This is a genomic window from Cohnella sp. OV330, from assembly GCF_900112065.1.
Taxonomy (GTDB): Bacteria; Bacillota; Bacilli; order Paenibacillales; family Paenibacillaceae; genus Cohnella.
In genome coordinates this window covers 38693-52319 of the sequence record NZ_FOKE01000012.1, presented here as the reverse complement: position 1 = coordinate 52319, position 13627 = coordinate 38693, and the positions used below count along the sequence as shown (strand labels likewise).

General features: G+C 62.0%; 9 protein-coding genes. 7 read left to right on the top strand and 2 right to left on the bottom strand.

Annotation, left to right across the window (positions count from 1 at the left end; genetic code table 11):
• The first annotated feature begins 46 nt into the window (after positions 1-46).
• The 3 genes from BM235_RS24745 (at position 47) to BM235_RS24735 (ending at position 4836) form a co-directional block, all read left to right on the top strand.
• Positions 47-2500, top strand: coding sequence for a family 43 glycosylhydrolase (locus BM235_RS24745; protein ID WP_090116934.1), 2454 nt, complete (start codon positions 47-49; stop codon positions 2498-2500).
• A 45-nt stretch (positions 2501-2545) separates the two neighbouring features.
• Positions 2546-4324 (top strand): glycoside hydrolase family 2 protein, encoded by a 1779-nt coding sequence (locus tag BM235_RS24740; RefSeq protein ID WP_090116933.1) that lies wholly within the window; start codon positions 2546-2548, stop codon positions 4322-4324.
• Between the two features lie 104 nt (positions 4325-4428).
• Positions 4429-4836: a hypothetical protein gene (locus BM235_RS24735; RefSeq protein ID WP_090116932.1), complete on the top strand. Its 408-nt coding sequence runs from the start codon at positions 4429-4431 to the stop codon at positions 4834-4836.
• A 317-nt stretch (positions 4837-5153) separates the two neighbouring features.
• Here the strand turns inward: BM235_RS24735 and BM235_RS24730 are convergent, their stop codons facing one another.
• The gene (locus BM235_RS24730; protein ID WP_090116931.1) at positions 5154-6212 is read right to left on the bottom strand and encodes a cation diffusion facilitator family transporter; all 1059 of its coding nucleotides are present in this window, start codon (positions 6210-6212) and stop codon (positions 5154-5156) included.
• Between the two features lie 213 nt (positions 6213-6425).
• Between BM235_RS24730 and BM235_RS24725 the strand changes: the two genes are divergently transcribed.
• Positions 6426-6860, top strand: coding sequence for a GNAT family N-acetyltransferase (locus tag BM235_RS24725; protein ID WP_255374583.1), 435 nt, complete (start codon positions 6426-6428; stop codon positions 6858-6860).
• A gap of 57 nt (positions 6861-6917) precedes the next feature.
• On the opposite strand, the gene BM235_RS24720 is transcribed toward BM235_RS24725, so the two are convergent.
• Positions 6918-7688 (bottom strand): AraC family transcriptional regulator, encoded by a 771-nt coding sequence (locus tag BM235_RS24720; protein ID WP_090116930.1) that lies wholly within the window; start codon positions 7686-7688, stop codon positions 6918-6920.
• A gap of 154 nt (positions 7689-7842) precedes the next feature.
• On the opposite strand from BM235_RS24720, the gene BM235_RS24715 reads away from it, so the two are divergent.
• The 3 genes from BM235_RS24715 (at position 7843) to clpB (ending at position 13240) form a co-directional block, all read left to right on the top strand.
• Entirely contained in the window at positions 7843-8781 is a 939-nt protein-coding gene (locus tag BM235_RS24715; RefSeq protein ID WP_090116929.1) for a nucleoside hydrolase, read from the top strand.
• Between the two features lie 658 nt (positions 8782-9439).
• Complete coding sequence (locus BM235_RS24710) at positions 9440-10498, top strand: DnaJ domain-containing protein (RefSeq protein ID WP_090116928.1); 1059 nt, start codon at positions 9440-9442, stop codon at positions 10496-10498.
• A 78-nt stretch (positions 10499-10576) separates the two neighbouring features.
• Positions 10577-13240, top strand: coding sequence for an ATP-dependent chaperone ClpB (clpB, locus tag BM235_RS24705; protein WP_090116927.1), 2664 nt, complete (start codon positions 10577-10579; stop codon positions 13238-13240).
• Positions 13241-13627 lie beyond the last annotated feature (387 nt).

Below are 13627 nucleotides of genomic sequence, written 5' to 3'. Positions count from 1 at the left end.
GGGCATCTATACCGAAAGCCTTTCGTCCGAGGAAGGAGCGAACGCGATGAAGCGCGCGATCCGAACGGCGGGGCGCTGGCTGCTTGCCTTGACGCTCGCGGCGAGCGGCACGGGCTGCGCCAAGGGCAGGGATCCGGCGCCGGAGGTGCCCGCCCGCACGTACGCCAATCCGATCTCGCTGCCGGACGAATGGGGCGAATACGGGCTCGGCGATCCGTTCGTGTTCAAATACGACGGCTATTACTACCTTTATGTCAGCACGCGGGATACGGACGCCGGCATCAAGGTCTGGCGATCGGCGAACCTGGTCGATTGGCATTACGAGGGACTCTGTACCGAAGACCCCCTCACGACCGCGGCCTACGCGCCTGAAGTCCGCTATTGGAACGGCAAGTTCTACATGTATACTTCGCCCGCAGGCCAAGGCCACTACGCGCTCGTCGCGGACAGTCCGACCGGACCGTTCAAGATCGCGACCGGCAACTTCGGCCGGACGATCGACGGCACGACGTTCGTCGACGACGACGGCCGCTGGTACTTCTACTACGCGGGCACCGGCGGCATCCAGGCCGCGCCGATGACCGATCCGCTAACGGTCGCGCCGGAGGAAGACCAGACCGGCGCGTACATGGGCGGGTGGACCGAAGGACCGACCGTGTTCAAGCGCGGCGGCAAGTATTACATGACGTATACGGGCAACCACGTATTCAGCGCCGGCTATCGGGTGAACGCCGCGGTCAGCGACGATCCGCTGCAGGGGTTCGAGGGATTCGCGGGTAATCCGGTGCTGCTGCGTACGGACGGGGCGACGGTCGGCCTCGGGCATAACTCGTTGGTGCGCGGGCCGGACCTCGACAGCGTCTACATGATCTATCACAACCTCGAAGGACACGGCGTCGTCGGTCCCCTGCGGCATATGGACATCGACCGCGTCGTCTGGAACGGGGACCGGTTCGCGGTCTGGGGACCGACGTCCGAGGCGCAGCCGGCGCCGGAGCCGCCTGCGTTCGAGGACCGCTTCGAGCGCGGCGAGCTCGGCAAGGCATGGACGCGCAAGGGCGACGGCCGCTGGACGCTCAAGGCGGGCGAGGGATTGCGCGTGGACACGGACGGTGGGGACGCGAGCGCGCTGCTGATCGCAAAAAAGGCCGCGGCAAGCGACTTCACGGCGGAGTATCACGTGAAGCTGGGGGTTGCCGGGCGTGCGGGTGCGGTCTTCGCTTACGAAGACGGCAAAAACTACGGAACCGCGCTCATCGATGCGGGTGCTCGGACGCTTCGGGTGCAGGTGCTCCGTAAAGGCAAGGTCGCCGAACAATCCGAGGCGAAGCTGCCGGAGAACGTCGACCCGATGCAGCTGCACGAGCTTCGGCTGGAGAAGTCGGGCCTAGTGCTGCGGCTGTACGCCGACGAGATGAAGCTGGTCTCGCTGGAGCTGAAGACGCCGCTTGAGGCGGGCCGGATCGGCTACGCGTCCGAAGGCGCCGAAGCTTCGTTCGGATATGTCGCGTTCAGCGACAAGACGGACGGCAACGGCTCCCGGACGGCCTATGCGCCGATGCCGGGACGCGTGGACGCCGTGCATGCCGAAGAGGCCGGCGGGAAGGCGAAGCTGGCGGACGACGGCGCAGGCGGGTTCAATCTGGCGGGCCTGGCTCGCGGCCAAAAGCTGAGCTATCGCGTGAACGTCGCCAAAGAAGGTACCTATGGCATTCGGCTTCGCGCGAAGACCGGCGCGGGGGGCGCGAAGCTCCGGCTGACGACGGAGAGCGGCGGGACGGCGATCGAGCTGCAGCCGGCGAGCCCGGGCGGCGCAGCCGAAGCGGGCGCATGGACGATCGCCGGCGCAGACGGCGTCGAGCTCAAAGCGGGGGCTCAGACCTGGAAGCTGGAGATCGCGGAAGGAAAGGCCGACCTCGCCTGGCTGGAGGCTTGGGCCGATGTGCCGGTCGAGCCCGCGCAGGACGGCTTCGACGATCGCAACGACTTCGGCTGGTCGCGTTACGAAGGCGAATGGTCGGTGCGGCAGGGCCAGCTTCGCGCTTCATCGGTTCAGCCGGCCAAGTCGCTATGGGGTAATTACGGATATGCGGATTATGCGTTCGAAGCCGATATTACCGTTCCCGACGCCGGCGGGCAGAACGGAATGCTCGTCCGGGCGACGGATCCCGCGAACGGCATGGAGCTGAACCAGAATCGAACGGACTTCCTCAGAGGCTACTATGTCTACCTGGACGCGGCGGGCATACACCTGGTTAAGCAGGATTACGGCTCGACTCCGCTGGCGGACGCGGCCTACAAGCTCCCGAAGGCGGGCGAATGGCTTCATCTCAAAGTCGAGGCTATCGGCAATCGGATATCCCTGTACGCAGGGGGAGCCGGCGAGCCGGTCATCCGCTACGAAGACCGAAGCGATACGCCGCTGCTGCACGGCAAAGCGGGCTTCAAATCGATCGACTCGGCCTCGCGGTTCGATCAGGCGAGCCTCGCGCCGCTCTGACGTTCCCCGGCCGCATACTTTTAAAAAAAGGATTGGTGAAACGACATGGCGCTTAGCATGTATCGCGAAGAATACCCGAGACCGCAGTTCGTTCGCGAATTTTGGCTCGATTTGAACGGCGAATGGGACTTCGGCTTCGACGACGGCAATGAAGGAGAGTCGCGGCAGTGGTACCGGACGTTTCCGGGAGACCGCAAGATTCAAGTGCCGTTCGCCTACGAGACGAAGGCGAGCGGCATCGGCGAAGAGAAGTTCCACCCGTACGTCTGGTACCGCCGGACGTTCGAGGTGCCGGCCGAGCAGCGGGGCAAACGCGTTAACCTTCATTTCCAGGCCGTCGACTATGTCGCCAAGCTGTGGGTGAACGGCGAATACGTCGGCCTCCACGAAGGCGGGTATACCGCGTTCTCCTTCGATATCACGCGGTATCTGAACGACGGCGCCAACGCGATCGTCCTCAAGGCGGAAGACAGCGACAGCTGCACGCAGCCGCGGGGCAAGCAACGCTGGCGCGAAGCGAACTTCGGCTGCTGGTACGTGCAGACGACCGGCATCTGGCAGCCCGTGTGGCTGGAGTGCGTCGACGCGCGGCATGTGGAGTCCGTCAAGATCACGCCGGACGTCGACGCGAACACCGTGCGTTTCGACTACCGGGTGCAAGGCCGGACGGCCGGCGCCGCTCTGCGATTGACGACGCGCATCGCCATGGACGGCGCGCTGATCAAGGAGACGAGCATCGCCGTCGACCGCGACGCCTTGTCCGCGAGCGTCGACCTGATCAGCGAAGCGCGGGAATGGCGGGTCGAGCTCTGGAGTCCGCAAAATCCGAAGCTCTACGAGGTCGAGTTCGTGCTGACGGACGGAGATCGGGTCGCGGACCGCGTCAGCTCGTATTTCGGCATGCGCAAGGTGTCGATTCTGAAGAGCCAGATCCTTCTTAACAATCAGCCGATCTATCAGCGTCTCATTCTGGACCAGGGCTACTGGACCGATACCCATCTGACGCCGCCTTCGGTCGAAGCGCTCGTCAAGGATATTGACCTGATCATGGAAATGGGCTACAACGGCGTGCGCAAGCACCAGAAGATCGAGGATCCGCGCTTCCTGTACTGGTGCGACGTGAAGGGCTTGCTCGTCTGGTCGGAGGTTCCCGCGACGTACGAGTTCAACGACGAAGCCGTGTCGAGGTTCACGCGGGAGTGGCTGGACATCGTCCGGCAGCATTACAATCACCCGTCGATCATCACCTGGGTGCCGTTCAACGAGTCCTGGGGCATCGGCAACGTGTTCGCGGACCGCAAGCAGCAGCAGTTTACCGAATCGATCTATTACCTGACCAAGGCGATCGATCCGTACCGTCCGGTCGTCGTGAACGACGGCTGGGAGCATACGATCTCCGACATACTCACGCTTCACGACTATGAAGAGGACGGGGCGGCCTTCGCCGAACGCTACGCCGGCAAGGAAGCCATCACGTCGAACGAGATCGCTCACTGCAACCACAGGTATGCGCTGGCGCAAGGCTACGAATACCGCGGCCAGCCGATCGTGATCAGCGAATTCGGCGGCATCGCCTTCCGCACCGACAAGGGCTGGGGCTACGGCAACCAAGTCGATTCGGAGGAGGCGTTCCTCGAGCGGTTCCGGAGCATTACGCAGGCGATCAAGGATACCGATTACATTTGCGGGTACTGCTACACCCAAGTCTCCGACGTTCAGCAAGAGGTGAACGGGCTGCTCACGGAGGACCGGACGCCGAAGATCGCGCTGGACAAGATTCGTGATGTTAATCTGGCCAAGGGCCGGGGCGGTTTGCTCAGATAATCGGCGGTATGGCCTGGCGGCGCGCCGAATCTACTTCGCGATAGGCGGTCACCTGCGGCTGTGGTATTATGAATTAAACTACAGCTAGACAGGCGGGATGGCTTATGACTTCCGAATTGCGCGTGGATCATTGCCCGGGTTGCGGCAGAATCTATCAGATTAATCTCAGGCAGCTGTGCGCAGCCTGCACCGCCGCCGAGGACGCGCTGATGAATCGTATGGAAAAAGAGCTTCGCGCGAACCGCAAGCTGACCACGGAGGAGCTGGCGGAGCGGGTAGACGAGCGTCCCGAGCTGATTCGCGCGTGGATCCGCAAAGGGAAGCTGAAGGTATACGATTATCCGAACCTGACCGACGCTTGCGACCTGTGCGAGGCGCCGATCCGGAAGGGCAAGCTGTGCCAGAGCTGCTCGATGAGGATCCAGAGCGAGGTCGCGCATGTCTACGAGCAGGAGCGTCTGATGCAGGAGCGCAAGCGCAGGGAAAACATCTTCTTGAACAAGCGCAAATAAAAAAGGGAGGCCGCGTCGCAAAGGCGCGTGCTTCCCTTTTTTATTTAAGCGAGTTAAAAGGTTAATTCCATCCTGCAAAAGTACATCATCCACGGCCAGTATGGCGGGTTTTTGCGATCTATCGCGCAAAAGTGCGTGGTAGCTCGCCTCTTTGCGCGGGATCCAATGTGTTTCAGGTGAAATTCCTGCACTTTTGCGCGATAGACGCGACGACGAGCGGGTACTGATCTCTATCGTGTACTTTTGCTCGATAGATGGTCGGAGATGGGAGGCGGATCTGTGCGGATCCGAAAGATTCGAATCGTCGATCTAGCCGGCTAGACAGGAATCTCTTTGTGCCGGATGGCGCCGCTCTCGACCTGGATGGTCGCGTGGCTGATGCCGAAGCGGCCTTCGATGAGGGAGATCGCGCGCTGCAGCACGTCCTGGCACTGGACCCCTTCCTTGACGAGGATGTGGCAGCTGAAGGAGTCGAGGCCCGAGGTGATCGTCCAGATATGCAGGTCGTGCACGTCGCGGACGCCGTCGAGCGTGAGCAGCGCGGACTTCACTTCTTCGTGATCGATGCCGGCCGGCGTGCCTTCCATCAGCACGTGGACCGTCTGCGTGATGACGAGCCATGCGCTCCGCAGGATCAGGACGGATACGACGATCGAGATGATCGGATCGGCGATGTACCAGCCGAAGGCCATCATGAGAATGCCTGCCGCGATGGCGCCGACGGAGCCGAGCGCGTCGCCGAGCACGTGCAGGTACGCGCTGCGCATGTTGACGTTGTTCTCCACGTCGCCTTGGCGCGTGAGCGCCCAGGCGCTGGCCAGATTGGCGATGAGGCCGACGGCGGCGATCGCCATCATCGGTCCGCCGGATACTTCCGGCGGAGACGCCATCCGGCCGATGGCTTCGTAGACGATGAAGCCCGCGATGACGAACAGCGCGACGCCGTTGAACAGCGCGGCGAGAATCTCGAAGCGATGGAAGCCGTAGGTGCGCTTCGCCGAGGCCGGACGCGAGGCGAACCAGAGCGCGGCCAGGCTCAACGCCAGCGCGCTCGTGTCGCTCAGCATATGGCCGGAGTCGGACAACAGCGCGAGACTGTCGGTGAGCAGCCCGCCGACGAACTCCAGCAGCATGATGCCCGCGGTGATCGCGAGAGCGATCGTCAGTCCGCGGCGGTCGCCTTCGCGCCCGTGATGATGATGTCCGCCGATCCCGTGATGGTGACCGTGATGGCCGTGCCCGTGCGCGTGTCCGTCATCGCCGTGATCGTGCCCATGGGCGCAGGCGGCCGAATGCGCGTGATCGCCGCCTGAATTTTGTGCTTTCGCGTTGTCTGCGGTCTGGTCAGCCGTCAAACGTTCGTTTCGTTTATCCATTGCAGTCAGCCCTTCCGTCCTAGCGAGCATAAAAACATATGAATACTTGCTCATATTATAATGTATTTATCCCGATCGCACAATGACGAAACCGTGGCAGGCCCTTCCTTTTGCCTGAAACGCGGTAGCGTCGGACCCGCAGTTGAATAACCGCGAGCGAAGCGGGTATATAGTAGTATATGCCATAGCGGCTCAATAGAGGAGGCGAACGCCATGAGCAGTCCGATGGAGGGCATCAAAAAGGAAATGGACAGCATGAAAGGACATATCGATGGCATCAAGTCCGACGTTCAAGATACGATCGGCAGCGTGAAGGATACCGTGACCGAGGCGAAGGATACGTTCAGGGGCTGGAAGAAAAGAGACGAGGTCGGCGTCATTCATAAAGAGGGCAACGCCTTCGTCGTTCGCGAGAACGGCGAGCAGATCGGCGAGATCACGTTCATGCCGGACGGGGAGAACACCTGGCTGCTGAACCATACGTACGTATCTCCGGAATACCGGGGCGGCGACATTGCCCGGCGGATGCTGGACAAAGTCGTCGAGGAAGCCCGCGCGGATGGAAAAAAGATCGTGCCCTTGTGTTCCTACGCGCTCGTGCAATTCAAGCGCAACGCCGAATATGAGGACGTCTGGCGCAAAAGTTAATCGTGTCTGCGAAAGGAGCGCACGGGCTGGGGCCCTGCGCTCCTTTTTTTGGCGTGGTTATGCGTTGACCTTGCGATAGGCGCCGGGGCTCCATCCCGTTTCGCGTTTGAACAGGCTGCAAAACTGCGAGTCGCTCGCGAAGCCGCAGTCCGCCGCGATCTCGGATATGCTGCGCTTCGTCTCTCGCAGCAGCGTCCGGGCATGCGCGATTCGCCTGCCGAGCACATAGCGTCCGGGCGACGCGCCGGTCTCCGCCTTGAACAAATGGCGGTACCGATCGAGGCTGTACCCCGCCATGGCGGCGAGCGAGCCGAAGTCGATCCGCCGATGAAAATTTTCGTTCATATAATTAATGGCGTAACGGAACTTATCCTCCGCATACGTGGGCGAACCTCCGGTCAGCCTCCGCCGCCGAAGCGTCAGGACGAGCTGGGAGGTCAGCAGATCGAGCATGCCGGCGTAGTCCTCGTCTTTATTTTTCATTTCCTTGGCCATCCCGAGCAGCAGCGGCAGGAGGGGGTCGTGGGCGCCTTCGCCGTCTTTGGGCCTGCGATCGGAAAAGACGCCTTCGGGAAGCGCCGATTCCCGAAGCGGCGCAAAACCCAGACACAGCACCTCGGTCGGCGCGGCATGACGCTCGTCGTGAAACGTCCCCGGCCGGATCAGCGCATAATCGTCCTCGCGGTATTCGTAATCGCGATCGCCGATGCGCGTCCTTCCGCTTCCTTTCAAATAGTAAACCAGCTCATGGCAGCCGTGACGATGCAGCGTCACGTCGTTCCCGGGCTCGTGGGCGACGGGGAAAAGAAAGTCTAGCCGCGCCTCCATAGACGGTGCTCCTCTCCATGATCAGCCAGATCGTGATAGATATCGGCCGGAACAAGATACGTTTAAAGCGTTATCCTATATATAATTTAACTATCAGTCTAACATACGCGCCGTACGCATTCAGCCAAAAAGAATAAGAAGGGATGATTCAATCATGGTGAAGCCGTTCGTATCAACGACGGAGGATCGTCGCGTCAGCCGGCTGGCGCACCCCGGCAAAAAGGTGTCCATCGTGCTGGATACCGATACATACAATGAGATCGACGACCAGTTCGCCCTCATCTACGCGTTGTGCTCGCCGGAAGCCGTGGAGGTGGAGGCCGTTCATGCCGCTCCGTTTTACAACGAGCTATCGGATGGACCCGCGGACGGCATGGAGAAAAGCTATCGGGAAATATTGAAGATTCGTTCGCTCGCCGGCAGGGAGACGATGCCTGTATGCCGGGGATCGACGGCTTATTTGCCCGGTCCCGACGAGCCGGTGGAGAGCGAGGCCGCCCGGGATCTGATTCGCAGGGCGCTGGCGCGGGGGGAGGATGATCCCCTCTATGTCGTCGCCATCGGCGCGATCACCAACGTCGCCTCGGCGCTGCTGCTCGAGCCTGCCGTAGCGGACCGGATCGTGCTCGTCTGGCTAGGCGGCCACGCCTTCCACTGGCAGGATACGCGAGAGTTCAATCTCGCGCAGGATCTGCATGCGACGCGCGTCGTGCTGGACTCGGGCGTGCCGCTGATTCTGCTGCCCTGCATGGGCGTCGTGTCGCACCTGACGACGACGCTATCCGAGCTGCGGGACTACGTCAAGGACAAAGGTCCGCTCGGGCAATACCTATACGAGACGTACCGCAATTGCATGAACGATCACACAGGGCGCTCGCGCGTGATCTGGGATCTATCCGCGATCGCATGGCTGGTCAGGCCCGAGTGGTGTCCGAGCGTGCTCACGCCGAGTCCGCGCGTGACCGACGACTTCCGATGGGACGTGGCGGAGGCGGAGAGGCGCCATCCGATCCGCTACGTGACGCATGTCGACCGGGACGCGATCTTCAGGGATCTGTTCGCCAAGCTGGATCAAGCGAGCGGGGCGGAGTGACGCGCCGGCGCAATCGGCAAGGCGAAGCCGAGGCGCAGGGACAGGCGGGTTGGTTGGCAGAGGGCGGGCAGAAGGCTGCTAGACGGCTGGCAGTAGGGTGGAGGATTGCTCGCGGGAGGTTCGAAGTAGGCTGGCAGTAGGCGGGTGGATTGCTGACCGTTCCATGAGTGGTTTGGTATGCCGTACATTTTAACGCTATCCCCTTCGCGCAGGCGAAGGGGATATTGGCGTCGGATCGAACGGCAGCATCCGGCAAGTTGACGGACTGTAGGTCCGCTTTCGGCAGCTATTCGGAAGGATAGCCGCTTACTAGGACTATAGATCCGCTATTGCGGCTCGCAGCGGCGTCATCGCGTGCGATCAAGTAAAATAGTTGATTCTGTGTCCGGAAGCCACTGGTTTCGTTGTGTTTTTTGCGGAATAGCGGATCCTGAGTCCGTCGAATTGAACGAGGTCGGGCGGTGTCGGCAATTTCTAAATTGCTAGTAAAGGTCAGCAATGGTCAAAACAGGCCTTCCGAGTGAGATATATGGCGGTTATGGGTTTAAAATCGCCTCAAAACGCCTGAAACCGGCTTTGGCATATGCGCTTGATAGGTCTATAATGGCATTAAGGTCAAGAAAGGTCAAACGAGACTGCCCGGGGGAGGAGATGCGCAATGAAGATCGGCAATCCGTATGAAGCGCTCGGCGTCGGCAAGGACGCGACGAAGCAGGAGATCAAGAAGGCTTACCAGAAGCTGGCCAAGAAGTGGCATCCCGACGTGAATAAAGCCCCCGAGGCGGAGTCGAAGTTCAAGGAGATCGCGGAGGCTTACGACATTCTGAGCCATGACGATAAAAGGCAGGCATACGAAGAAGAGCAGCGCTATGACGCGATGCGGCGCGAGTATGCGGGACGGGCAGGCGGAGGCGGACCGGGCGGCTCGCGGAACGGCGGCGCATGGAGCTGGAGCGGCGGCGGTCAGGATGCGGCAGGATTGTCCGAGGAGGAGCTGTACGAGATGCTCTTCGGCAAAGGCGGGATCGGCAGCAGGGCGGGCTTCGGCGCCTACGAGGGCGCTTCCGGAGGAAGGAACGGCTTCGGCGGCTTCGAAGGTTTCGGCGCTTACGGCGACGATACGACCGGGTTCGGAGGCGGAGCCGCTTGGGGCGCGTCGGGGTTCGATCCGTTCGGCGCAAGCCAGCGAACGCAGCATGCCCGGCTGAACGTCAGCTTGGAGCAGGCTTGGCGGGGAGCCAAGGTCAACGTGAGGGTCGGGCCCAAGGATATCGCGCTGCGCGTGCCCGAACGGATGGCGGACGGCACCGTCATCCGGCTCAAGGGAGACGGCGCGAACGGCTTGCAGGAAGGCGACGAGCTGCTGATCGAGCTGTCCGTCGAGCCGAATGAATCGTATGCGCTCGGCGAGGACGGGGATTTGCGCGCGACGGTGGAAGCTGCGCCGTGGCAGGCCGTGCTTGGCGGAGAAGCCATCGTCCGGCTGCCGGACGGCGGCCAGGTCAAGCTGCGGATTCCGCCCGATTTTCCCGCGGGCAAGCAGCTGCGCATACCGGCCAAGGGGCTGCGGCGCAAGGACGGCGGATATGGCGACATTCTGTTCGACGTCGCGCTCGCCGTACAGCCCAATCCGAGTGAGGCGGAGCGGGAGCTGTATAGACAGCTCGCGGAGCGCAGCAGCTTCAAGGCGGGCATTAAGCCGCGTACAAAAAGCTGATGCTTCCGGGCGCACGCTTAATCGGCATGAATCGGCTGCAAGCGGGACACCATTTTAACCGATAAGGGAGAGACGCATATGGACTTCAACAAATATACGCAAAAACTGCAGGAAGCCGTCGCAGGCGCGCAATCGCTGGCCGGCGCGAGCGGACATCCGGAGATCGATTCGCTGCACTTGCTGGCGGCACTGCTGAAGCAGCAAGACGGTCTGCTGCCGAGACTGCTGCAGCGGGCTGACGTTGAGCCGGCCGAGATGGATCGGCAAGCGATGGGACGCTTGATGAAGCGCCCGCGCGTCGGCGGATCGGATTCGGTCAAGCGGTACGCATCGCCTGCGCTCGTGGCCGTGCTGGAACAGGCGGAGCGCGAAGCCGCGTCGATGACGGACGAATACGTCGCGGTCGAGCACGCGGCGCTCGCGATGGCTTCCGCGCCTAGGGACGGCAACCGCGACGTGCGCGAGCTATTCGACGGCTTCGGTCTGACGCGGGAGCGGCTGCTCGCCGTTCTCAAGGAGATTCGCGGCCATCAGCGCGTCACGAGCCGGGAGCCGGAAGCGACGTACGAGGTATTGGAAAAGTACGGACGCGATCTCGTCGCCGAAGTGCGGGCGGGCAAGGTCGATCCGGTCATCGGTCGGGATAGCGAGATTCGGCGAGTCATCCGCATTCTTTCCCGCAAGACGAAGAACAACCCGGTACTGATCGGCGAACCGGGCGTCGGCAAGACGGCAATCGTCGAAGGATTGGCCCAGCGGATCGTGCGCAAGGACGTGCCGGAGGGGCTGAAGGACAAGACCGTATTTTCGCTGGACATGAGCGCGCTCGTCGCCGGCGCGAAGTACCGCGGGGAGTTCGAGGAGCGGCTTCAAGCCGTGCTGAAGGAAGTGAAGGAGAGCGATGGCCGGATCATCCTGTTCATCGACGAGCTGCATACGATCGTCGGCGCCGGCAAGACCGAGGGCGCGATGGACGCCGGCAACATGCTTAAGCCGATGCTGGCGCGGGGCGAGCTTCACTGTATCGGCGCGACCACGCTCGACGAATACCGGACCTATATCGAAAAGGACCCGGCGCTCGAGCGCAGATTCCAGCAGGTGCTCGTCAGCGAGCCGAACGTCGAGGATACGATCTCCATTTTGCGCGGCTTGAAGGAACGTTTCGAGCTCCACCACGGGGTTAAAATCCACGACAGCGCGCTGGTGGCGGCAGGCACGCTCTCCAACCGCTATATCGCGGATCGCTTCCTGCCGGACAAGGCGATCGACCTGGTCGACGAAGCCTGCGCGATGATCCGCACGGAGATCGACTCGATGCCCGGCGAGATGGACGAGGTCATGCGGCGCATGATGCAGATGGAGATCGAAGAAGCCGCGCTCAAGAAGGAGTCCGACGATGCCAGCAAGCGCCGGCTGGAGTCGCTTCAGCGGGAGCTGGCGGATCTGAAGGAAAAGCATCTGGGCATGATGGCACGCTGGGAAAAGGAAAAAGCCGCGATCCAAGGCGTGCGCGAGCTGCAAAAGCGGCTTGAGCAAGCGCGCAAAGACTTGGCCGACGCGCAGGAAGAATACGACCTGAACCGTTCGGCGGAGCTGAGCTACGGCATCATCCCCGATCTGGAGCGCCAGCTCAAGGCGGCGGAGGAGGCGGCCGAGCAAGAAGGAGAGACCCGGCTGCTGCGGGAGTCCGTAACCGAGGAAGAGATCGCGGACATCGTCTCGCGCTGGACGGGAATCCCGGTCAAGCGTCTGGTCGAAGGCGAGCGCGACAAGCTGCTGCGACTGGAAGAAACGCTGCACGAGCGCGTCGTCGGCCAAGAAGAGGCCGTCGGTCTCGTCGCCGACGCCGTGCTGCGGGCGCGCGCGGGTATCCAGGATCCGAATCGGCCGATCGGATCGTTCCTGTTCCTGGGGCCGACCGGCGTCGGCAAGACGGAGCTGGCCAAGGCGCTCGCGGCGACGCTGTTCGACCGCGAAGACGGCATGATCCGGATCGACATGTCGGAGTATATGGAAAAGCACAGCGTGTCGCGTCTGGTCGGCGCGCCTCCCGGATACGTGGGCTACGAGGAGGGCGGGCAGCTCACCGAGGCCGTTCGCAGGCAGCCGTACACCGTCGTGCTGCTCGACGAAGTCGAGAAGGCGCATCCGGACGTATTCAACGTCCTGCTGCAGCTGCTCGACGACGGCCGTCTGACCGACTCGCAAGGGCGCGTCGTCGATTTTAAGAATACGATCGTCATCATGACGTCGAACATCGGCTCCCCGCATCTGCTGCAGGGTGTGGACGACAACGGCGATATCGCGCCGGCTGTGCGCGACCGCGTCATGAAAGAGCTGTCCGGACACTTCCGGCCGGAGTTCCTGAACCGCGTGGACGACATCGTCCTGTTCAAGCCGCTGTCGCGGGACGAGATCGAATCGATCGTTCGTAAGCTGGCGCGTGGCCTGGCCGAACGCCTGTCCGAGCGCGGCATCGCCCTGCGGTTGACGGACGAAGCCGTCCGGTTCATCGCGAAGGAAGGCTTCGATCCCGTATACGGCGCGCGTCCGCTGAAGCGGTTCATCCAGCGCCATCTCGAGACGCGGGTGGCGAGAGCGCTGATCGCAGGCTTGGCGCCGGAAGGCTCGACCATGACGGTGGAAGCGTCGGGAGGCGGCTTGTCGGTGGAGCTCCGGCAGGCCGGCGAGGGAGCGCCTGAAGCGGGCGAACCCGCCGCAGAGCAGCTGCAGAGCGTGTGACACCCAGCTTCATATACAGCCATCCGCTATTCCGGTTCGCGCCGGAGGAGTGGATGGCTTTTTCGCGCGATAAACGCCTTTTTTACGTTTGAACGGTATCCCTTTCGCTCAGGAGGGGTGGCAAGCTCTATGTGCCTCGTCTTCATTTGCCTCGTCTCTATTTGAACAGTATCCCTTTCCGTCAGGCGGGGATAGCAGTGGGGCTTCGGGAGGGGGTAGTAGCCTGTTCCTGACCGAAGGGGATATCGTTCAAACAAGTGAACCTTGCGCATCTTCCTGATCGAAAGGGATATCGTTAAAATGCAAAATAGCGGAACAAACGGGAACGCTCCGTTGTCTTTATGGCGTAGGGGAGGCGAGGCGCTTGGCGGACATCGAGGATCACGA